20 protein-coding genes are annotated in these 21,409 nt (G+C 69.5%); 16 read left to right on the top strand and 4 right to left on the bottom strand.

Translation table 11 applies throughout. The annotated features are described in order from the left end of the window. The first annotated feature begins 58 nt into the window (after window positions 1-58). The 7 genes from QJS31_RS03310 to QJS31_RS03280 all read left to right on the top strand — a co-directional run bounded on the left by QJS31_RS03310 (window position 59) and on the right by QJS31_RS03280 (window position 7,235). Window positions 59-643: a TetR/AcrR family transcriptional regulator gene (locus tag QJS31_RS03310; protein WP_282785001.1), complete on the top strand. Its 585-nt coding sequence runs from the start codon at window positions 59-61 to the stop codon at window positions 641-643. Between the two features lie 155 nt (window positions 644-798). Beyond that, window positions 799-1,449 carry a PadR family transcriptional regulator gene (locus tag QJS31_RS03305; RefSeq protein ID WP_372341741.1) on the top strand — a complete coding sequence of 217 codons (651 nt, stop codon included), beginning with the start codon at window positions 799-801 and terminating at the stop codon, window positions 1,447-1,449. A 93-nt stretch (window positions 1,450-1,542) separates the two neighbouring features. After that, the gene (locus tag QJS31_RS03300) at window positions 1,543-2,544 is read left to right on the top strand and encodes an esterase/lipase family protein (RefSeq protein ID WP_372341737.1); all 1,002 of its coding nucleotides are present in this window, start codon (window positions 1,543-1,545) and stop codon (window positions 2,542-2,544) included. Between the two features lie 64 nt (window positions 2,545-2,608). Continuing rightward, window positions 2,609-3,175 (top strand): peptide deformylase, encoded by a 567-nt coding sequence (gene def / locus QJS31_RS03295; protein WP_282785002.1) that lies wholly within the window; start codon window positions 2,609-2,611, stop codon window positions 3,173-3,175. Next, window positions 3,175-4,098, top strand: a complete 924-nt coding sequence (gene fmt, locus QJS31_RS03290) for a methionyl-tRNA formyltransferase (protein WP_029924459.1) — start codon at window positions 3,175-3,177, stop codon at window positions 4,096-4,098. The genes def and fmt overlap by 1 nt, the downstream gene beginning before the upstream one ends. Before the next feature lie 749 nt (window positions 4,099-4,847). After that, window positions 4,848-6,155: an RsmB/NOP family class I SAM-dependent RNA methyltransferase gene (locus QJS31_RS03285; RefSeq protein ID WP_306355885.1), complete on the top strand. Its 1,308-nt coding sequence runs from the start codon at window positions 4,848-4,850 to the stop codon at window positions 6,153-6,155. Window positions 6,156-6,422: 267 nt separating this feature from the next. After that, complete coding sequence (locus QJS31_RS03280; RefSeq protein WP_282785563.1) at window positions 6,423-7,235, top strand: carbon-nitrogen hydrolase family protein; 813 nt, start codon at window positions 6,423-6,425, stop codon at window positions 7,233-7,235. Here the strand turns inward: QJS31_RS03280 and QJS31_RS03275 are convergent. Continuing rightward, a complete protein-coding gene (locus tag QJS31_RS03275; protein ID WP_282785564.1) occupies window positions 7,164-8,078 on the bottom strand; it encodes a SigB/SigF/SigG family RNA polymerase sigma factor in 915 nt (304 codons plus the stop codon). The genes QJS31_RS03280 and QJS31_RS03275 overlap by 72 nt on opposite strands. Next, on the bottom strand, window positions 8,078-8,500 hold the full coding sequence (locus tag QJS31_RS03270) for an ATP-binding protein (RefSeq protein ID WP_143981495.1): 423 nt from the start codon (window positions 8,498-8,500) through the stop codon (window positions 8,078-8,080). Before QJS31_RS03270 ends, QJS31_RS03275 begins: the two co-directional genes overlap by 1 nt. Window positions 8,501-8,635: 135 nt before the next feature. Here QJS31_RS03270 and rpe point away from each other — a divergent pair, with 135 nt between their 5' ends. Further along, on the top strand, window positions 8,636-9,298 hold the full coding sequence (gene rpe, locus QJS31_RS03265) for a ribulose-phosphate 3-epimerase (RefSeq protein WP_029924469.1): 663 nt from the start codon (window positions 8,636-8,638) through the stop codon (window positions 9,296-9,298). Between the two features lie 10 nt (window positions 9,299-9,308). Here the strand turns inward: rpe and QJS31_RS03260 are convergent, their stop codons facing one another. Beyond that, window positions 9,309-9,755 carry a hypothetical protein gene (locus QJS31_RS03260; protein WP_282785565.1) on the bottom strand — a complete coding sequence of 149 codons (447 nt, stop codon included), beginning with the start codon at window positions 9,753-9,755 and terminating at the stop codon, window positions 9,309-9,311. Window positions 9,756-10,203: 448 nt separating this feature from the next. Between QJS31_RS03260 and QJS31_RS03255 the strand changes: the two genes are divergently transcribed. From QJS31_RS03255 to QJS31_RS03225, 7 genes are all read left to right on the top strand, one after another. After that, window positions 10,204-10,830, top strand: coding sequence for a riboflavin synthase (locus QJS31_RS03255; protein WP_282785566.1), 627 nt, complete (start codon window positions 10,204-10,206; stop codon window positions 10,828-10,830). Between the two features lie 95 nt (window positions 10,831-10,925). Continuing rightward, on the top strand, window positions 10,926-12,185 hold the full coding sequence (locus QJS31_RS03250) for a bifunctional 3,4-dihydroxy-2-butanone-4-phosphate synthase/GTP cyclohydrolase II (RefSeq protein ID WP_282785567.1): 1,260 nt from the start codon (window positions 10,926-10,928) through the stop codon (window positions 12,183-12,185). A 61-nt stretch (window positions 12,186-12,246) separates the two neighbouring features. Continuing rightward, window positions 12,247-12,726, top strand: a complete 480-nt coding sequence (gene ribH, locus QJS31_RS03245; protein WP_143981492.1) for a 6,7-dimethyl-8-ribityllumazine synthase — start codon at window positions 12,247-12,249, stop codon at window positions 12,724-12,726. Between the two features lie 336 nt (window positions 12,727-13,062). Next, window positions 13,063-13,551: a PH domain-containing protein gene (locus QJS31_RS03240; protein ID WP_282785677.1), complete on the top strand. Its 489-nt coding sequence runs from the start codon at window positions 13,063-13,065 to the stop codon at window positions 13,549-13,551. Between the two features lie 118 nt (window positions 13,552-13,669). Then, a complete protein-coding gene (locus tag QJS31_RS03235; protein WP_029924481.1) occupies window positions 13,670-13,969 on the top strand; it encodes a helix-turn-helix transcriptional regulator in 300 nt (99 codons plus the stop codon). 92 nt (window positions 13,970-14,061) lie between these two features. Further along, a complete protein-coding gene (locus QJS31_RS03230) occupies window positions 14,062-15,906 on the top strand; it encodes a phosphoenolpyruvate carboxykinase (GTP) (protein WP_282785678.1) in 1,845 nt (614 codons plus the stop codon). Further along, window positions 15,903-17,525 carry a SulP family inorganic anion transporter gene (locus QJS31_RS03225; protein ID WP_282785680.1) on the top strand — a complete coding sequence of 541 codons (1,623 nt, stop codon included), beginning with the start codon at window positions 15,903-15,905 and terminating at the stop codon, window positions 17,523-17,525. The genes QJS31_RS03230 and QJS31_RS03225 overlap by 4 nt, the downstream gene beginning before the upstream one ends. A gap of 18 nt (window positions 17,526-17,543) precedes the next feature. On the opposite strand, the gene QJS31_RS03220 is transcribed toward QJS31_RS03225, so the two are convergent. Beyond that, on the bottom strand, window positions 17,544-19,502 hold the full coding sequence (locus tag QJS31_RS03220; RefSeq protein WP_306355884.1) for a gamma-glutamyltransferase family protein: 1,959 nt from the start codon (window positions 19,500-19,502) through the stop codon (window positions 17,544-17,546). A 248-nt stretch (window positions 19,503-19,750) separates the two neighbouring features. Here QJS31_RS03220 and QJS31_RS03215 point away from each other — a divergent pair, with 248 nt between their 5' ends. After that, the gene (locus QJS31_RS03215; RefSeq protein WP_282786420.1) at window positions 19,751-21,220 is read left to right on the top strand and encodes an amino acid permease; all 1,470 of its coding nucleotides are present in this window, start codon (window positions 19,751-19,753) and stop codon (window positions 21,218-21,220) included. The last annotated feature ends 189 nt before the right edge of the window (window positions 21,221-21,409 follow it).

The raw sequence follows: 21,409 nt of genomic DNA, 5'->3' as shown, positions 1-21,409 counted from the left end.
TGACTGACTAAGAACGAACCGTAGCCGGTGAGGGGCGGTCGTGTCTATAGTTAGTTGCATGACTAACTCAGTCGGGAGGCGGCGGATGGCGCAGGGTAAACGCGAGCGGTTGGCCGCGGCCGCCGCCGACGTGTTCTATCGGCAGGGCGTGGAGAAGACGACCATCGCCCATATCGCGCAGGCGGCCGACGTTCCCGTGGGCAATGTCTACTACTACTTCAAGACCAAGGATCAACTCGTGCAGGCGGCGATCGGCTCGCACGCGCGCGTGCTCGACGCCCTGATCGCCGACCTGAACGCCCTCGACACCCCGGCCGAGCGGTTGAAAGCCCTGGTGCACGGCTGGGTCGAACAGCGCGATGCCGCCGCCCGGTACGGCTGCCCGACCGGCACGCTCGCCACCGAACTCGACAAGCGCGCCGACGGCCTCGACCGCGAGCTGGCCGCCGTCATGGGACTGCTCATCGACTGGGCCGAAACGCAGTTCGCCACCATGGGGCGCGCCGAGGCGCGCGAACTGGCCGTGGCACTGCTGGCCGCCTATCAGGGAATCTCGTTGCTCACCAACACGTTTCGTGATCCCGAGCTCATGGTGACCGAGGGGCGTCGCCTGGCGGCGTGGATCGACTCCCTCGCGCACTAGGTCGCGACCGGGCGGTTTGTGTCGTCTTTCACTCTTGCCGTGGATAGATTGCCGATATATCGTCGATATCGGAAAGAGTAACGACAAGCCTTGAAGGAGGCAGCGCCATGGAACACATGGACAACACACACGGGGCCCGCGGGCCCTGGCGTCGCATGCGACGCGACCAGCAGCGCGGTCCCGACCATCCCCGGATGGGGCGCGGTCCGCACGGTGGCCCCGGCGGTCCGCACCGCCACGGTCACGGCCGCGGCTTCGGCGACTTCGGTCCCGGCTTCGGCCCGGGTGGTTTCGGCCCCGGTTTCGGGCCCGGTCCGCACTTCGGTCGCGGTCGCGGCCGCGGTGGCCGCGGTCGGCGCGGTGATGTGCGCGCGGCCATCCTCCTGCTGCTGCAGGAGCGGCCCATGCACGGCTACGAGCTGATCCAGCAGATTCGCGAACGCAGCGAGGACGTCTGGCGGCCCAGCCCCGGATCCATCTACCCCGCGCTCGCGCAGCTCGAGGACGAGGGTCTGGTGATCATCGAGAAGGTGTCGGGTCGCAAGACCGCCAAACTGACCGAAGCCGGTACCGCCTACGTGGCGGAGCACCGCTCCGACCTCGGCGACCCCTGGCAGGAGGTCAAGGACGGCGTCGGCGATCAGACCCTGGATCTGCGCGGGCTGGTCGGCCAGCTCATGGGCGCGGTCGCCCAGGTGGCCGCCGTCGGCACCCCGGCGCAGGCAGCCACGGCGGCCGAGGTGCTCACCGAGGCGCGCAAATCCCTCTACCGCATCCTCGCCGAGGACGACACACCCGAAAAGTAATGGCAGCGAAACGCCCTTGCCCGATGCGCATTTCGGCCGTCCGCCGGGGAAAATCATGGCATGGCACACATGGGCCCCGTGTTGCATTGGGACATGGGACAAAAGAGGAGCCGCTGGCGCTGGATCGCCGCGGCGGGGGTAATGATGTGGGCGGTCGCCGCGGGCATGACGCCGATCGGCGCGGCGACCGCCACCGCACAACCGGTGGGGGACGGCATCGTGGTCCCCGTCCAGGCGGGACCGCCGCAGACCGACCATCTCGGCGCGGCCCGCTATCTGAAGGACCATCCGAACGCCGCGCCGCAGGGCGCCAACGATTTCGACTGTGAACCCGGCGCCGCGCACCCACGCCCGGTGATCCTCGCGCACGGCACCGACTCGTCGGCGTACTCCGACTGGGCGGCCATCGCGCCGCTGCTGGCCGCGGCGGGCTACTGCGTGTTCGCGCTGAACTACGGCGGCGCGCCCGACGCGGAGACCTACGGCACCGAGGACATCTGGGTGAGCTCCGCGCAGATCGGCGTCTTCGTCGACCGGGTGCTGGCCGCGACCGGTGCGCAACAGGTGGATCTGGTGGGATTCTCCCAGGGCGCCAACGTGACCCGCTACTGGGTCAATCAGCTCGGGGGAGCGCCGAAGGTCGGGCACTGGATCGGCCTGGCCTCACCCAGCTACGGCGGTGTCATGTACGGCATCGTGCCGGTGGCGAAGTACATGCCGGTGCTGTTCCCGGTCTTCGAACTGGCCAGCTCCAAGGCCGCCGTGCAGCAGGCCGCCGGGTCGGAGTTCATCGTGGCGCTCAACGCGGGCGGGGACACCGTGCCCGGTGTGCGTTACACCACCATCGGCAGCCGGGTGGATGAGATGATCCAGCCCTTCGAGAACATCGCGCTGCGCGGTCCGGGAGCGACGAACCTGGTCGTCCAGGACCTCTGCGCGGACAATCTGACCGGCCATTTCCACACGGTGTACGAGCCGTACGTGCATCGGCTGCTGTTGAACGCGCTCGATCCGGCCACCGCGCGGACACCGGTCTGCGAACCGGTCGCCATGGGCACCGGAATCGCCGAAGTAGTCCTGGCGGCGCATTCCTGATCAGGCTGGCTCCCGGTATCCGTAAAATGAGACGACCGTATTCATTCGCTACCGGGAGCCGCCCGTGACCATCCAGCCCGTCCGCCTGTTCGGCGATCCGATTCTGCGCGCTCGCGCGGCGGAGGTGGAGACGTTCGACCAGCAGGTGCGCCAGCTGGTCACCGACCTCACCGACACCATGTACGAAAGTGGCGGTGTCGGCATGGCGGCCCCGCAGATCGGGGTCGGGCTGCGCGTCTTCGTCTACGACACCGGGGACGCCCGCGGGCATCTGATCAATCCGGAGTTCGAGGTCGACGGCGACGAGACCCAGACCGGGCCGGAGGGCTGCCTGTCCATTCCGGGGGTGCGCGAGGACGTCACCCGGGCGATGGCGGTGCGCGCCCGCGGGGCCGACATGACCGGCGCGCCGGTGGAATTCCGGGCCGAGGGTCTGCTGGCCCGCTGCGTCCAGCACGAGACCGACCATCTGGACGGCGTGCTGTTCCTGCAACGCCTGGAACCCGCCCCGCGCAAGGAGGCGATGCGGACCATCCGCGAATCCTCCTGGTTCACAGCGGGCATCACGGTGGTGCCCGCCGCCGAGATCGGTGGCCGCAAGCGCGCCGACGCGTCGGGACGGGGTCGCTGATGCGCGTGGTCTTCGCGGGAACGCCGGAACCGGCGGTGCCGTCACTGCGGCGGCTCATCGCATCGTCGCGTCACGAGGTGGTCGCGGTGGTGACCCGCCCCGACGCCGTTGCCGGGCGCGGGCGCAAGGTCACCCGCTCACCCATCGGGCGGCTGGCCGACGAGCACGGCATTCCGGTGCTCACGCCGCGCAAGCCGTCCGAACCCGAATTCATCGAGCGATTGCGGGAATTGGCGCCCGACTGCTGTCCGGTGGTGGCCTACGGGGCGCTGCTGCCGCAGCGGGTGCTCGACATTCCGCGCCACGGCTGGATCAATCTGCACTTCTCGCTGCTGCCCGCCTGGCGCGGCGCGGCTCCGGTGCAGGCGGCCATTCTGGCCGGGGACGAGATCACCGGCGCCTCCACCTTCCAGATCGAGGCGGGCCTGGACACCGGCCCCGTCTTCGGCATGGTGACCGAGAAGATCCGGGTCACCGATACCGCGGGCGTGCTGTTGGAGCGGCTCGCCGACAGCGGTGCGCACTTGCTCGAAACCACCCTCGACGGCGTGGAGGACGGCACCGTGCACGCGGTCCCGCAATCCACCGACGGCATCTCCTACGCCCCCAAGGTGGAAGCCGAGGCCGGGCACATCCGTTGGGACCAACCGGCTCTCGCCATCTCCCGCCGCATTCGCGCGGTCACCCCGGCCCCCGGCGCGTGGACCGTGGTCGACGGCAAACGCCTCAAACTCGGCCCCGTCGACATGGTGGAGGAGGCCCTGCCCGAGCGCGCCATCGAGGTCCGCAAATCCGGTGTCTACATCGGCACCGCCACCACCGCGATCCGCCTCGACCAGGTGCAGCCTCAGGGCAAGAAGATGATGGCCGCCCTCGACTGGGCCCGCGGCGCCCGCCTGCAACCGGGCGCGGTGGTCGAGTGACCCGGCCCGAGCGCGGACGCGACGACGACCGCCGGTCCGGAGGGCGGCACACGGGGGACTCGGACCCCCGCGGCTCGCGCGACGGTGGCATGTCGGGCGATCGGAACGGCGCGGAAGACCGGCCCGCGGGTCGGCGGAATGCCGTGTCCCGCAACGAAGGATACGGTCGCGGCGGAGGTCGGCCGCACGACGACCGCCAAGGGCGACGAGGCGGAACCGGCGGCCCGCGGGACAGCGGCTTCGCCGAGGGGCGGCGCGGTGCGGAGGATCGCCCGCCAGGTCGGCGAAAGAGCCTGTCCCGCAGTGAAGTTCACGGTCGAGGTCAAGGCGCGGGCGCGCCCGGCGGGGGTGATCTCGAGCGGACGGCCGACGACGCACGCCGTCGGCGGCAGGATGACCGGCCGCGTGGTGACCGATCGCGTGATGATCGCAACGGCCGCCGGCGTGGCGCGGCTACCGGAGCCGGTGTCTCGCGAGCTGATGAGCGGGAGGGCCGCTCGGGCGCTCCGGCCGCGCGGGACGGTTCCGCCGATGTCCGGCGCGGCGATCCGCGGGACGATGGTTCCGCCGGCGCCGGTGGCGGGCGTGATCGGCGCGGGCGGAGTGACGGTGCGGGGCGCGGCGGCGGTGCCCGTCGGCGCGAAGACGGTTCGGGCGGCGGCCGGGACCGGTCGCGGGGCGACGGTGGTCGCGGTGCGCGGCAGGCCGGGCGCGGCGGTGAGTACGGGCAGGCCGATCCGGTGCGGGTGGTGGCGCGGGATGTGCTGCGGGCCGTGCGGGAGCGGGACGCGTACGCGAATCTCGTGCTGCCGGGGCTGCTGCGGGAGCGGAAGCTGTCCGGGCGGGACGCGGCGCTGGCCACCGAATTGACCTATGGCGCGTGCCGGTCGCAGGGGCTGCTGGACGCGGTGATCGCGGACTGTGCCGGGCGGCCGGTGACCGAGATCGACGGGGCGCTGCTGGATGTGCTGCGGTTGGGGGTGTATCAGCTGTTGCGGACCCGGATCGGGGCGCATGCGGCGGTGGACACCTCGGTGGCGCTGGTGCGATCCGAATTCGGCGGCGGCAAGGCCGGATTCGTCAATGCCGTGCTGCGGCGGGCGGCCGAGCGGACGCCGGAGGAGTGGGTGGACCGGCTGGCTCCCGCGGATCCGCTGGGACATCTGGCCTTCGAGTACGCCCATCCCACCTGGATCGCGCAGGCGTTCGCGGATGCGCTCGGCGCGCGGGCCGGGGAGCTGCGCGATGTGCTCGCCGCCGACGACGCCCGCCCGGCGGTCCACCTGGTGGCGCGGCCGGGGGAGATCAGCGCCGAGGAACTGGCCCTGGTGACCGGTGGCGAGGAAGGCCGCTGGTCGCCGTACGCGGTGTACCTCGACGGCGGCGATCCGGCCAAGCTGGAACCGGTGCGCGAGGGTATGGCGGCCGTCCAGGACGAGGGCAGCCAGCTGGTGGCGCTCGCGCTGACCCGGGCCCCGCTCGACGGTCCCGACGGCGGCCGCTGGCTCGACCTGTGCGCCGGTCCGGGTGGCAAGACCGCCCTGCTCGGCGCCATCGCCGATATCGACGGCTTCCATGTCGACGCCGTGGAACCGGCCGAGCACCGTGCCGACCTGGTCCGCCAGGCCACCCGCTCGATGCCGGTCACCGTCCATGTCGCCGACGGCCGCGACACCGGCCTGACTCCCGGCTACGACCGCATCCTGGTGGACGCCCCCTGCACCGGCCTGGGCGCGCTGCGCAGACGTCCCGAGGCCCGCTGGCGTCGCCGCCCCTCCGATGTCCGCGACCTGGTCACCCTGCAACGCGAATTGCTCACCGCCGCATGGGATCTGCTGCGTCCGGGCGGTGTTGTCGTTTACTCCACCTGCTCCCCGCACCTGCCGGAGACCGTCTCGGTGGTGGCCGATATCGCCCGCCGCACCGGCGCGATCCAACTCGACACCCGAGACCTGCTCCCCGGCGTCCCAGACACCGGCGACGGACCGGGCGCCCAACTGTGGCCGCACCGCCACGGCACCGACGCCATGTTCCTCGCGGCCCTGCGCAAACCGTGAGCGGTCGCGCGGTTCGCCCCCGGCAACCTGGGGCGGGTCGCTCGGCAAGGGGTGCGTGGTCGTTCGACGTGGGTCGTTCGGCTGGATGCGTGGTCGTGTGCTGAGGGACGTCCGGCGAGGGGCGCGCGGTCACTTGTCGCGGGTCTGGCGCGGCGAGTGGATGCGTGCGTTCGTCCCGGGTCGCGGGGCGAGTGGATGTGTGGTCGATCGTCGGGGGCCGTCCGGCTCAGCGGTGCGGGGTCGGTCGCCTCGAGCCATCATGTCGGAATGATCGTCGCCGCAGCGCAGTTCACCTCCCGGCCGTTCGACATCGCCGCGAACGCGGCGGCCGGGGCGGCACTCGTGCGCGCGGCGGGCGGTGCCGGTGCGGAGCTGGTGGTCTTTCCCGAACTCGCGCTCACCGGTTACGAACTGGGCGTCACCGACGAGCCGGGCCGGTTCGCCCTCACTCCGGAGGACGAGCGGCTGACCGTGATTCGCGAGGCGTGCCGGGCAGTGCGGGCGGCGGCGCTCGTCGGCTGCCCGGGCCGCGCGCCGCGCGGCGTGACGATCAGCGCCTTCGTCTACGGCCCCGACGGGGAGACGGTGACGCGCTACGACAAGCGCCATGTCACCGCGACCGAGCGGGCCGCCGGATTCGTCCCGGGCACCGTCGACGGCCGATTCAGCCTGGGCGGTACCGCTTTCGGCATCGCGATCTGCTATGACGCGCATATTCCGGAACTGGCCGAGCGCGCCGCCGCCGACGGCTGCCAGGTTCTGCTCGCCAGCTCCCTGTACGGCCGCGGCCCGGGCGAGCGGGAGCGCGCCGCGATCCTGCCCGCCTTGGCCGAGCGGAACGGCCTGCATGTCGTGCTGGCCAATCACCTCGGCCCGGCCGGTGCCTACGAGGCCTGCGGCGGCAGCGCGATCTGGGCTCCGGACGGCACCCGCGTCGCCGAATGCGCCAGCATCAGCCCGGGATTCGTCACGGCCGAGCTGTCATCGGTTGATCGCCGATCCGGACCGTCACTCCCGTGCCGACTGTTCCCGCAGGCGGGCCAGGGTTTTGGCGAGGATGCGGGAGACGTGCATCTGTGAGATGCCCATCTGCTGCGCGATCTGGGTCTGGGTCATGGATTCGAAGAAGCGCATGGTGAGGATGCGGCGTTCGCGTTCGGGCAGGCCCGCGAGCAGGGGGCGGATGGCGACGTACTCCTCGACCCGGTCGAACTGTGACTCCTCCTCGCCCAGGGTGTCGAGCAGGGATGCCTCGGTGTCGCGGCCCACCGAGACCGCGTCGATGGAGCTGGGCTGGTAGGCGTTTCCGGCGATCACGGCCTGGGTCACCTCATCGGCGTCGATCCCGAGTTCGGCGGCGATCTCCTTGGCCGTGGGGGAGCGGCCCAGCTGCTGGGAGAGGGCGTCGATGGCGGAGCCGATACGCAGATGGGTTTCCTTGATCCGGCGCGGAACCCGCATGGCCCAGGTGTTGTCGCGGAAATAGCGACGCACCTCGCCCATGATGGTCGGCACCGCGAAGGACAGGAAGTTGGAGCCGCGGGTGATGTCGAATCGGTCCACCGCGTGCACCAGGCCGACCCGCGCCACCTGGGTGAGATCGTCGAACGGCTCACCGCGCCCGCTGAATTTGCGGGCGATGTGGTCGGCCAGCGGGATGCAGCGGTTGATGAGTTCGGCCCGCAGGTCGGCGCGCCGCGTGGACTTCTCGGGTGCCGCCGCCATCGCCTCGAACAGCGCCGAGACGTCGTCGTAGCCGGAGACGCTGCGCGCGACCTCCTCCGCCTCGCCGGCATCGAGATCCTCGGCGGTTTCCTCGTTCTCGGTGCTGTCGCTGTTCTCGTTGCCGTCGCCGACCCGCTCCTCGGTGGGCTCGGGTTGCGGAGATTCCTGGGATTCGAACACGGTGTCCTCGCCGACCACTACGCCTTCCCCCGGACCCGCCGGAACTCCACGGTGGTCGGGTATCCGGCGAGCGCCGGATCGAACTCGCCCTGCGTCGCGGTCACCGAATCCGACAGGGTGCGCAGCACATGCCAGCCGAAGCCGCTCTCGTCCGGCATACCCTGCTTCTCCGCCACGCCGTCGACCGCCACCACCAGATCGGTGTCGCCGACGGTGAACCGGCAGCGCAGGGTGGAGTCGGGTTTGGCGAGCGCGATGAGGGTGGAGGCCGCCTCGTCCACGGCCAGCCGGATGTCGGCGACCTCATCCAGGGTGAAATCACTGAGCAGCACCAGTGTTTCGGCGAGTCCGCGCACGATGGGCAACTGGGAGACCGATGCGGCGACGCCGATCTCGACCGGGGTCGCGCGCAGCCCTTGTTCCGCCGAAATATTGATCACCTGCACTAGGCTACCCATTCCGTCGCGCGGCAATCAGCGCAATGCCCTGTTCGGGCGTGCCGGGGCGGTCGGGGCCGGGCCGATAGACTGCGCCCTGTGTGCACCTCCTCCACTTCCTTCCATCGGCCCCCGCCGATGATCGCCCCCTCCATCCTGTCCGCCGATTTCGCGAATCTCGCCGCCGAGCTGAAGGCCATCGAAGGCTCGGACTGGGTGCATGTCGATGTGATGGACAACCACTTCGTGCCCAATCTGACCCTGGGTCTGCCGGTGGTGCAGAGCATTCTGAAGGTGACCGACATTCCCGTGGACTGCCACCTCATGATCGAGAATCCGGAGCGGTGGGCGCCGGGGTACGCGGAGGCCGGCGCCTACAACGTCACCTTCCACGCCGAGACCACCGACAATCCGGTCGCGGTGGCGCGCGATATCCGCGCGGCGGGGGCCAAGGCGGGACTGTCGGTGAAGCCGAACACCCCGATCGAGCCCTACCTCGAGGTGCTGAAGGAATTCGACACGCTGCTCGTCATGAGTGTCGAACCTGGTTTCGGCGGCCAGTCGTTCATTCCGCACGTCTTGGACAAGGCGCGCGTCGTCCGTGATCTGGTGGACGCGGGCGAACTGCGTCTGGTGGTGGAGATCGACGGCGGCATCAATATGGACACCATCGAACAGGCCGCCGAGGCGGGTGTGGATTGCTTCGTCGCGGGGTCGGCGGTGTACGGCACCGCCGATCCGGCCGAGACCGTCGAGAAACTGCGGCAGAAAGTCGTCGCGGTCGAGGCGTCGGCCGAATAGCGATACCGGGTCAGCGCCCGAGCAGCGCCTCGAGCACCGATTCCAGCGGCGGGACCGTGCGCGCGGTCCCGGGCGCTCGCACCCAGGTGCGATATCCCGTCCGTTCGTCGTCGGCGGACGGGAGTACGACCTGTGCGCCCGCGCACGCGACGGTGGCGTACATGCGGAACAGCGTCGCCGATACCGCGGGGGTGATCGATTCCGGCCGGGCGGGACCGGTGATGAAGGTCCAGCGTCGGGCGCGGGGGTGGTGTACGACGGGGCCGGCGAGTTCCGCCTGCTCCAGTCGCCGCTGGACGCGCTCGCCGAGTTCGGCGGGCATGGTGACGGCCCCGTACCGATTGCCTATCTCGAGCAGGATGTGTCGTGACGTGGGATCGATCGATGACGGCAGGTGAAACTCGCGGCGGTAACGAACGCAGCGGGCTTCGAGTGTCGAATCGAGAAACGTGGTCACGCCGCACTCCCAAATGTGTTGTTGTCCACCTGGATCCGACCCGCTCGGGGTCCAACCTTCCTTCGGTCTAGTATGGGGATCAGCTACATAACAATCTTGCGACCATTTTCCTCTCTCCGCAAGATTTTGGTGTAAGCGAGTTGCGAACTGGGTAGAAATTTCCGTTTGCGTTGTGGTGGATAATTCGAGAAGACGGGAAATTCTGGCATTTCAATTGGAAAAGCCTGGGTAATTCGGACAATTCGATCTCGACCAGTCCGATTTCGCGTCATGTCGCTGACCTTCGGTATCGAACGCTCCTGTGAACAAGGCCGCGTGTCGACTACGACTCCGCGTCGTTACCCTGAGTGGGTACATCCCACCGCCGGGAATCCCCCGGTGGCCCGGGCTGTTGGCGCAAGCGGATGACCCGGCACGCGGGCATCGGGCCAAGAGGAGAGTGAAGGGCATGTTCACAGGCATCGTCGAGGAACTCGGCGAGATCGTGGCCGTCGAGGAGCGCGGCGACGCCTCCCGCATCACGGTGCGCGGTCCGGTGGTGACCTCCGATGCCGGACACGGCGATTCGATCGCGGTCAACGGTGTCTGCCTCACGGTCGTCGACAAGGTCGTCGAGGGTGACACCTTCACCGTGGACGTCATGGGGGAGACGCTGAACCGGTCCAGTATCGGCGGTCTGACCGTGGGCTCGCGGGTGAACCTGGAGCGGGCCGCCGCGGTCGACAGCCGCCTGGGTGGACATATCGTGCAGGGCCATGTGGACGGCACCGGCACCGTCGTCTCCCGCGATCCCCAGCAGAACTGGGAGGTGGTGCGAATCTCGCTGCCCGACAGCCTGGCTCGCTACGTGGTGGAGAAGGGTTCCATCACCGTGGACGGTATCTCGCTGACGGTGTCGGCCCTCGGTGTCGCCGCCGCCCCCGCCGCCGATGGCAATACCGACTGGTTCGAAGTCTCGCTGATCCCGACCACCCGCGAACTCACCACCCTCGGCACCGCCCCCGTCGGCACCACCGTGAACCTCGAGGTCGACATCATCGCCAAGTACGTCGAACGTCTCATCGCGCGCGGCTGAGCGCGGCGTGCCGCTGATCGAGAGGCGGCGCAAATCGGACACAGCCGCTGCCTTACTGTAATGAGGCACCTAATTCGAGATGGAGCACAGCAGACGTGACCAGGTTCGACACCATCGAGCGCGCAGTCGCCGATATCGCCGCCGGTAAGGCGGTCGTCGTCGTCGACGACGAGGGCCGGGAGAACGAGGGCGACCTCATTTTCGCCGCGGAGAAGGCCACCCCCGAACTCGTGGCCTTCATGATCCGCTACACCTCCGGTTACATCTGCGTCCCCCTCACCGGCGAGGACTGCGACCGCCTGGGCCTGCCGCCCATGTACGCGGTCAACCAGGACAAGCACGGCACCGCCTACACCGTGTCCGTGGACGCGCGCGAGGGCATCAGCACCGGCATCTCGGCCGCCGACCGCGCCACCACCATGCGGGTGCTGGCCGATCCGCAGGCCAGGGCCGAGGACCTCACCCGCCCCGGACACGTGGTCCCCCTGCGCGCCAAGGACGGTGGCGTACTGCGCCGCCCCGGCCACACCGAGGCCGCCGTGGATCTGTCGCGCATGGCCGGGCTGAGCCCCGCCGGCGTCATCTGCGAGATCGTCTCGCAGAAGAATGAGGGCGATATGGCCCGCACCGAGGAACTGCGCATCTTCGCCGACGAGCACGACCTCGCGCTCATCTCCATCGCCGACATGATCGCCTGGCGGCGCCGCCACGAGAAGCATGTGGAGCGCGTGGCCGAGGCCCGCATTCCCACCGAGTTCGGTGATTTCCGCGCCATCGGGTACAAGAGCGAATACGACAACACCGAACACGTCGCGCTGGTCATGGGCGATATCCCGGGTGCGAACGGGCTGGGGGAGGACGTGCTGGTGCGCGTGCACTCCGAATGCCTCACCGGCGACGTGTTCGGCTCGCTGCGCTGTGACTGCGGTCCGCAGCTCCACGCCGCCCTCGGGATCGTGGCCGAGGAGGGCCGCGGCGTGGTGCTGTACATGCGCGGGCACGAGGGCCGCGGCATCGGCCTCATGCACAAGCTGCAGGCGTATCAGATCCAGGACGAGAAGCAGCTCGACACCGTTGACGCCAATCTGGACCAGGGCCTACCCGCCGACGCCCGCGACTACGGCACCGGCGCGCAGATCCTCGCCGACCTCGGCATCAGCTCCATGCGACTGCTGACCAACAATCCGACCAAGCGCGCCGGGTTGGAGGGGTACGGTCTGTCCATCACCGAGCGGGTGGCCATGCCGGTGCGCGCGAATCAGCACAATCTGCGGTATCTGCGCACCAAGCGCGACCGCATGGGCCACGACCTGATCGGCCTGGACGATCTGGATCTCGGCGAAACCGCGCAGTAGGCGCGACCTTTCGATACAGCGGCTTCGACAAGAAGCTTCGACGAGAAGAGGTGGAGAACCGTTGAGTGGAGGCGGGGTTCCGACGTTCGAGCTCTCGGACGCCAAGGACCTGAAGCTGGCCATCGTCGCGTCGCGCTGGCACACCGAGATCTGCGACGCCCTGGTCGCCAACGCGGAGCGGACCGCGCGCGAGGCCGGGACCGCCGAGATCACCGTGGTGCGCTGCGCGGGCGCGATGGAACTGCCGGTGGTGGCGCAGGCGCTGGCCCGCTCGCATGACGCGGTGGTCGCGCTCGGGGTCGTGATCCGTGGGGAGACACCGCATTTCGAGTACGTGTGCGATGCGGTGACCGCCGGGCTCACCCGGGTGTCGCTGGACGAGAGCACCCCGGTCACCAATGGCGTGCTCACGGTGAACACCGAGCAGCAGGCGCTCGACCGGGCGGGGCTGCCCGGGGCGAGCGAGAACAAGGGCGAACAGGCCGCGGCCGCGGCCCTCGACGCCGCGCTCACCCTGCGCGCCCTGCGCCAGACCGTCTAGTCCATGCCGGTCGTACGGATCTGGCGGCGCGGCGGCGAGGAGCCGCCGCGCCGACCCGAGCGCGAGGATCGTTCCACGACAGGCGAATCGGCGGCCGGGTCGCGACGCGAGGGCGGGGCGGCGACCGGTGGTTCCGCCGCCGGCGCGGAGTCGACAGGGCCTGGGACCGCGTCGCCTGAACCCGATGGCACGTCGCTGGGAGCCGATGGCGCGCCGCTGGGACCTGATGGGGCGTCGTTTGAACCCGATGGGGCGTCGGCGGAGCCAGGCTCCGCGCCACCCGCATCCGGCTCCGCGTCACCGCGATCCGAGACGAGCTCCGAGGAGTCGGCACCCGTGCCCGCGACATCCGAAACAGCCACCTCATCGCACACCGCCGCCGGGTGGGATCTCGAGGTGCGGCCCCGCCGGTCGACGCGCAATGCGCGGATCGTGGCGGCCATCCTGGTCGTCGTGTTCGGTGTGGCGGGCGTCTTCCTGCGCAACGGCTCCACCGGCGTCAACTTCCGGGTGGTGGACCAGGTGGCGGTGGTGGCCATCGGCCTGCTGCTCGGGGGCGGCGTGCTGTTGCTGACCCGGCCCCGGCTGCGCGTCGGCCCGCGCGGTGTGGTGGTGCGCAATATCGTGGGCGACAGCGAATTCCGGTGGCAGGACATTCGCGGGGTGTCGTTTCCGGACAAGAAGGCGTGGCCGCGGCTGGAGCTGGTCGACGACGACTACGTGCCGATTCTCGCCATCCGCGCCAATGACGGTGAGCGCGCGGTCGCCGCCATGGACCGCTTCCGGGAGCTGGGGGCGAAGTACTCGGCGGCCCCGCCCGGCTGATCGCTGTTTCGGCTGTTTGCTAAACTCTGCAAACAGCAGGTCGGTCGTCCGCGCCGATACCGCCACCAGCGGAAGGATTGGTTCGGAAGTGCCAGGACTGAAAAGGCCGCTGTACCAGATGAAAGCGGACTTCTTCAAAACGCTCGGACACCCCGTGCGCATCCGTGTGCTCGAACTGCTCAGCGAGCGTGAGCACGCGGTCTCCGAAATGCTGCCCGAGGTCGGGGTGGAACCCGCCAACCTCTCCCAGCAGTTGTCGATCCTGCGCCGGGCCGGTCTGGTTACCGCCCGACGCGAGGGCCTGTCGGTCACCTACTCCCTGACCTCGCCCGAGGTCGCCCAGCTCCTCGCCACCGCCAGAGCCATCCTGACCGGTGTGGTGGCGGGCCAAGCCGAACTGCTCGAGCCACCGGCCTAGTCACTGTCCCGGTCGTCCCGACGCGCACTGCCGTATCCGCTGGTTGCATAGTTGCGCAACTACCTACCTAGTCACATTCGAAGGAGATTCCGTTGACCGTCCTCCCCGCCTTCGTGTCGGCCGCGCCGACCACGCACCGCGGCATCCTCGACTGGGTGGGCGAGGTCGTCGCGCTCACCGCGCCCGATCACGTGGTCTGGTGTGACGGCTCCGCGGCGGAATGGGATCGGCTCACCGCCGAACTGGTGCGGCGCGGCACCTTCGTACCGCTGTCGGCCATCCCCAACTCCTTCTGGTGCGCCTCCGACCCCGAGGACGTCGCCCGCGTGGAGGATCGCACCTTCATCTGCTCCGAGCGCGAATCCGATGCCGGTCCCACCAACAACTGGATGGACCCGGTGGACATGCGCACCGTCATGACCGAGCACTACCGGGGCGCGATGGCCGGACGGACCCTGTACGTGATCGCCTTCTGCATGGGGCCGCTCGACGCCGGCGAGCCGAAATACGGTGTGCAGATCACCGATTCGGCCTATGTCGCGGTCTCCATGCGGATCATGACCCGCTCCGGCACGCCGGTCTGGGAACGGCTCACCGACACTCGGGACTTCGTGAAATGTCTGCACTCTGTCGGCGCTCCGCTGGCCGCCGGACAGCCGGATATGCCGTGGCCGTGCGACCGGACCAAATACATCGCGCACTTCCCGGAGACGCGCACCATCTGGAGCTACGGCTCCGGCTACGGCGGCAACGCCCTGCTGGGCAAGAAGTGCTTCGCGCTGCGCATCGCCTCGGTGCTGGGACGCGACGAAGGCTGGCTGGCCGAGCACATGCTCATCCTGAAACTCACGTCGCCGCAAGGGAAGACGCACTACGTTGCCGCGGCCTTCCCATCCTCTTGCGGCAAGACCAACCTCGCTATGCTGGAGCCCGCGCTGCCGGGCTGGCGGGCGGAAACCGTCGGCGACGACATCGCCTGGCTGCGATTCGGGGCCGACGGGCGGTTGTACGCGGTGAACCCCGAGTCCGGATTCTTCGGTGTCGCACCGGGAACCGGCGCGCGCACCAACCCCAACGCCATGGCCACCATCGCGCGCGGCAATTCCATCTTCACCAATGTGGCGCGCACCGACGACGGGGAGGTGTGGTGGGAGGGCATGACCGACGAGCCGCCCGCCCACCTCGTCGACTGGCGCGGGCGGGACTGGACCCCGGAGAGCGAAACCCCGGCGGCACATCCCAATTCGCGCTACTGCACGCCGATCGAACAGTGCCCCTCGGTGGCACCCGAGTGGGACGATCCGGCGGGGGTGCCCATCTCGGCCATCTTCTTCGGCGGGCGGCGCGCGAGCACCGTGCCGCTGGTGACCGAATCGTTCGACTGGACGCACGGGGTCTTCCTCGCCTCGGTGCTCTCGTCGGAGACCACCGCGGCGGCCACCGGCGCCGTCGGCGTGGTGCGCCGCGACCCCATGGCCATGCTGCCCTTCCTCGGCTACCACGTGGGCGACTACTTCGCGCACTGGCTGTCGCTGGCACAGCGGGAGGGGGCGCGGCTGCCGAAGATCTTCCAGGTGAACTGGTTCCGGCGCAGCGACGAAGGAGCTTTCCTCTGGCCGGGGTTCGGCGACAACGTGCGGGTGTTGCAGTGGGCGCTGGAACGTCTCGACGGCACCGCCGACGCGGTGACCACGCCCATCGGCTACCTGCCCACCGCCGACGCGCTGAACCTGGACGGACTCGACGCGGTGCACCGCGATCGGGTGTCCGCCGCGCTGGCCGTCGACACGCGGGAGTGGGTGGCCGAGCTACGGCTGATCGACGAGTGGTACGCCACCATCGGCGGCAACCGGCTGCCCGAGCCGTTGCGTGAACAGCTCGCGGCGCTGAAGCTGCGCCTGGCCGACTATCGCGGCGACGACGCCACGGTGAACTGACCGTGCGGTCGCTGCTCCCGGTCCGATCGGATTGGGCTCCGGCCGTGAAAGCTCCCGGTGCGGACCTGCTGGCGGGATTGATCGTCGCGCTGGTGGCATTGCCGTTGGCGCTGGGTTTCGGGATCAGCTCCGGACTCGGCGCGGCGGCGGGGCTGGCCACCGCGGTCATCGCGGGCGCACTCGCCGCGGTGTTCGGCGGCTCCCGCTTCCAGGTATCGGGTCCCACCGGGGCCATGACCGTCGTGCTGGTGCCCATCGCGCACCAGCACGGCGCGTCGGGCGTCCTCATGGTCGGCCTGCTGGCGGGCCTGCTGTTGGTCGCCATGGCCGCGGCCGGGGTCGGGCGGGCGGTGCGCTTCGTCCCGGCACCGGTGATCGAGGGCTTCACCGCCGGAATCGCGGTGGTGATCGCATTGCAGCAGGTGCCCTCCGCGCTTGGCGTCGGCGAACTCGACGGTGAGCGGGTGTGGCAGGTCGCCGTCGCGGCGGTGCGCGCGTTCGCCGCGCATCCGGTGGCGGCCGCGCCGGTGACGGCGGTGGTGGTCGCGGCGGTGATCCTGCTGGGCGGCCGGCATCTGCCCAAGCTGCCGTTCGCGCTGGCCGCGGTCGGCGGGGCGACGCTGGTGGCCGAGTGGACGCACCTGGACATCATCCGCATCGGTGCGCTGCCCGCCGGATTGGCCGCTCCCACACTCGAATTCGTCGATCCGGATCGGCTCGGCGCACTGCTCGCACCCGCCGTGGCGGTCGCCGCGCTCGCGGCGCTGGAATCGCTGCTGTCGGCGACGGCCGCCGACGCCATGGCGGTCGGCACCCGGCACGATCCGGATCGCGAACTGCTCGGGCAGGGGCTCGCCAATATCGCGGCCCCGCTGTTCGGCGGCGTCCCGGCCACCGGGGCCATCGCCCGGACGGCGGTGAACGTGCGCTCCGGGGCGCGGACCCGGCTGGCCGCGCTCACCCACGCCCTCATCCTGGCGGGCATCGTGTACGCCGCCGCGCCGCTGGTGGAGCGAATTCCGGTGGCGGCCTTGGCCGGAGTGCTGCTGGCCACCACCGTGCGCATGGTGGAGACCGCCTCGCTGGCCGCCATCGCCCGCGCCTCGCGCGGCGACGCGGTCATCATGGCGGCCACCTTCGCGGTGACGGTCGCACTCGATCTGATCACCGCCGTGGCGGTCGGCGTCGGCATCGCCGCGATACTGGCACTGCGGTCGATCGCCCGCGAGGCCCGGCTGTCGCAGGTGCCGCTGGACGATTCCGACCACCTCGCGGAGGAGCACGCACTGCTGCACGACCACATCGTCGCCTACCGCCTGGAGGGGCCGCTGTTCTTCGCGACCGCGCACCGCTTCCTGCTGGAACTGGCCGAGGTCGCCGACGTCCAGGTGGTGGTGCTCCGGATGGCGCATCTGACCTCGCTGGACAGCACCGGCGCGCTGGTGCTCGCCGATGCCGTCGGGAAGCTCGAGCACCGCGGCATCACCGTACTGCTGTCGGGGCTGCGCCCCGATCACCGGCGTCGGCTGGCGGCGGTGGGGGCATTGCCCGCCGGTGAACGGATCTTCGATACCACCACGGCCGCCATCGATTGCGCACGAGCGCGGGTGACGGCGTGACCGGTGTGCCGCGCCCGGTCAGCGGTTGTCGCCCATGACCGCGCCCTCGCGGCGGGGATCGGTGCCGCCGATCCAGCCGTCGCCGTCTCGGGTCAGCGCGGACAGGCCGCTGGTCTGCTGTGCCACCGACACGGTGTGGCCGAGTTCGCGCAGGCGTTGGACGAGCGGGTCGTTGTCGCCGTCGGCGTCGGCGTCGACGGCCGGATGCTCGCCGCCGACATTGGTGGTGGGGGTGTTGCCCGCGCCGAAATCGACCGCCGAGACGGCCTGCTGCGGATCCAGTCCCCAATCCAGCATGGCCACCAGGGTTTTCACCACGAACTGGATGATGAGGGAGCCGCCGGGGGAGCCGGTGACGTGGGTGAGCCGTCCGCGCTCGCCGTCGGCGGCGCGGTCGAAGACCAGGGTGGGGGCCATGGAGCTGCGGGGGCGCTTCCCGGCGTCGATGCTGTTGGCCACCGGGAGTCCGTCCTCGCCGAGCGGGTCGGCGGCGAAGTCGGTGAGCTGGTTGTTGAGGATGAAGCCGTCGACGAGATGGAAAGAGCCGAAGGCGGATTCGACCGTGGTGGTCATGGACGCGGCGTTGCCGTAGCTGTCGATGACGGAGATGTGGCTGGTGCCGTGCTCGGGCGGCTGGGGGCCGGTGCCGAGCGGGACCGGTCCGAAATCGCCGGGCTGTGCGGTGCCCATGCTGCGGCCCGGGTCGATGAGACCGGCCCGCTGCCGCAGATAGTCCGGATTCACCAGGGTCTGCGGGGTATTGCCGGGCAGCGGCACGAAATCCGAATCCGCGATGTACTTGTTCCGGTCGGCGTAGGCGAGCCGTTCGGCCTCGGAGATCAGGTGCACCGCTTCGGCTTTCGGCTTGCCGCCGTCGAGCGCGGCATCCCCGCCGTCGAGCTGGTCGGGCCCCAGGGCGGCCAGGTCGAAATTCGACAGGATGCCCAGGGTGGCGGCCACGGTGATGCCGCCCGAGGACGGGTTGGGGAAACCGCACACGATGTGCTCGCGATAGGGCGTGCACAGGACGGTGCGCTTCTTCGGCTGATATCCGGCCAGATCCGCCAGCGACATCAGACCCGGGGTGCGGCCGCCGTCGGTCGAGGCCACCGCGTCCACGATATCGGCGGCGATGGCACCGGTGTAGAACGCTTCCGCGCCGTCGGCGGCAATCGCGTTGAGCGTCTTGGCCATCGCGGGATTGGTGAGGTTGGTGCCCGCGGGTTTGGGGCTGCCGTCGGGCTGCAGGAAGTACGCGCGGGCATTCTCGTCGCGGGCCAGATCGTCCGCCGACTCCGCGATCTGGCCCGCCAACCGGGGGCTGATGGCGAAGCCCTGATCGGCCAGGGCGATGGCGGGATCGAACAGCTCCCGCCACGACTGTTTGCCGTGCTCGCGATGGGCCAGCTCCAGCATGCGCAGCACGCCCGGGGTGCCGATGGAACGCCCGCTGGCGCGGGTGGACGGCTGCGGTTCGGTGCGATCGGTCTCGCTGATCCAGCGCAGATAGTTCTCGGTGGCCGCCGCGGGCGCGGTCTCACGGCCGTCGTAGGCGTCCACGGCCCCGGTGGCGGCGTCGTAGTAGAGCAGGAACGCCCCGCCGCCGATCCCCGACGCCTGCGGTTCCACCAGCCCCAGCACGGTCTGCGCCGCGATCAGGGCATCGGCCGCGGTGCCGCCGTCACGCAGCACCCGGCAGGCCGCGTCGGTGGCGAGCGGATTGGCGGTGGAGACGGAGAACGTCGCCGTGCGCACCGGCGTCATCCCGGTGCGATAGCCGGACGCGATCTCGGGATTGGTGCTCAGATTCGTGGTGGTCGCGCCGGGCGCGGCGCGGGCGGTCAGCGGGGTGCCGTTGGCACTCGTCACACAGGTGCCGTCGGCCTCGTTCTCCGGGCCGGTCGTACAGGCCGTGACCAATCCGAGCAGGAGCAATAGGGCGGCGGCCGCGCCGCTCCAGTTCCGCGTACGCCTCATGATCGGACTCTAACGCCGGGCGGCGCGGTGGACGGGGCTTTCGCGGCGGATGGCGAATAAGCGTGCCCTGTCGGGGGAGGTCAAAGTTGAGCGTCCTCGAAGCAACCTGTAAGACAGGTAGGTGGCGAACCGTCGAAATGCCGCTGGAACCGTCATCCGCCCCGGTCGGGACAGCGATGTGGTGCTCAGTAAATGGCAAGGTATCGTCACAACGCCTCACTACACGATTGCGGAGGGTTAACCGGCGTATGACCGAGATCCGGACACAGGCCACCAACCTCACGGCGGAGGACTCCGGCTATCACAAGAGCCTCAAGCCGCGGCAGTTGCAGATGATCGCCATCGGCGGCGCCATCGGCACCGGCCTGTTCCTCGGTGCGGGCGGTCGCCTGCACAGCGCCGGACCGTCGCTGTTCCTGGTCTACCTGGTCTGCGGCATTTTCGTCTTCTTCATTCTGCGGGCGCTCGGCGAGTTGGTGCTGCACCGACCGTCGTCGGGGTCCTTCGTCTCCTATGCGCGGGAATTCTTCGGGGAGAAGGCGGCTTTCGTCGCCGGGTGGATGTATTTCCTGAACTGGTCCATGACCGGCATTGTCGACACCACCGCCATCGCGACCTATCTGCACTATTGGGGGCCGTTCCAGCCCGTCGCGCAGTGGGTGCTGGCGCTCGGCGCGCTGCTCATCGTGCTGGGCATCAATTTGGTGTCGGTGAAGTGGTTCGGCGAGATGGAGTTCTGGGCCGCCATGATCAAGGTGGCCGCCCTGGTCAGCTTCCTGGTGGTGGGCACCATCTTCTTCGCGGGCCGCTTCGAGGTCGACGGCCAGCCCACCGGGTTCGGCATGGTCGAAGCCGCGGGCGGCTGGTTCCCGACCGGCGTGCTGCCGCTCATCACGGTCACCTCCGGCGTCGTATTCGCCTACGCCGCCGTGGAAATGGTGGGTATCGCCGCCGGTGAGACCGAGAATCCGGCCAAGATCATGCCGCGCGCCATCAATTCGGTCATCATGCGCATCGCGGTGTTCTACTGCGGGTCGGTGATTCTGCTGGCCCTGCTGCTGCCGTATACCGCATACCAGGCGGGCGAAAGCCCGTTCGTCACGTTCTTCGGCAAACTCGGTGTGGCGCACATGGGTTCGATCATGAACTTCGTGGTGCTCACCGCCGCGCTGTCCTCGCTCAATGCCGGACTCTATTCGACCGGGCGCATTCTGCGTTCCATGGCCATGAACGGCAGTGCGCCGACTTTCACCGCGCGCATGTCCCGCAGCGGTGTGCCCTACGGCGGCATTCTGCTCACCAGTTGTATCGCGCTGTTCGGCATCTGGCTGAATTACGTCGTGCCGTCGCAGGCATTCGAAATCGTGCTGAATGTGGCGTCGCTGGGAATTCTGGCCTCGTGGGCCACCATCGTGCTGTGTCAGCTCAAGTTGTACCGCTGGTCGCAGGAGGGGCGCGCCGAGCGCCCGGCGTTCCGGATGATCGGCGCGCCCTGGACCGGCATCGCCACCCTGGCCTTCCTGGTCGGTGTGCTGGTGCTCATGGCCTTCGACTACCCGGTCGGCACCTGGACCGTCGCCAGCCTGGCCATCATCGTTCCGGCGCTCGCTGTCGGCTGGCTCGTCGCCCGCAGGCGGGTGTTGGCCATCGCCGCGGAGCGCGCCGGGTACACCGGTGAATATCCGGTGCTGCCACCGATTCCGCTGGACGACAAGTAATCTCGCCGGTTTCCGGCAGGCCGGGCGAAAACAGCTCGGGACCTGTGCTTTTCGCGGCCGCGCACGATAATCGTGCGCGGCCGCCCTGTGTGCTGGAACACAGTGAGGCCGGGCTGTGGCCATGGTCATAACTTCGCCGCCGCGATTGTCGGATATCGAAACCGTTGGTTAGCGTCGGAATGCGCGTTC

The sequence above is a fragment of the Nocardia sp. CC213A genome (assembly GCF_030766805.1).
GTDB classification, from domain to species: Bacteria; Actinomycetota; Actinomycetes; order Mycobacteriales; family Mycobacteriaceae; genus Nocardia; species Nocardia otitidiscaviarum.
This window is presented reverse-complemented; position numbering and strand designations above follow the sequence as displayed.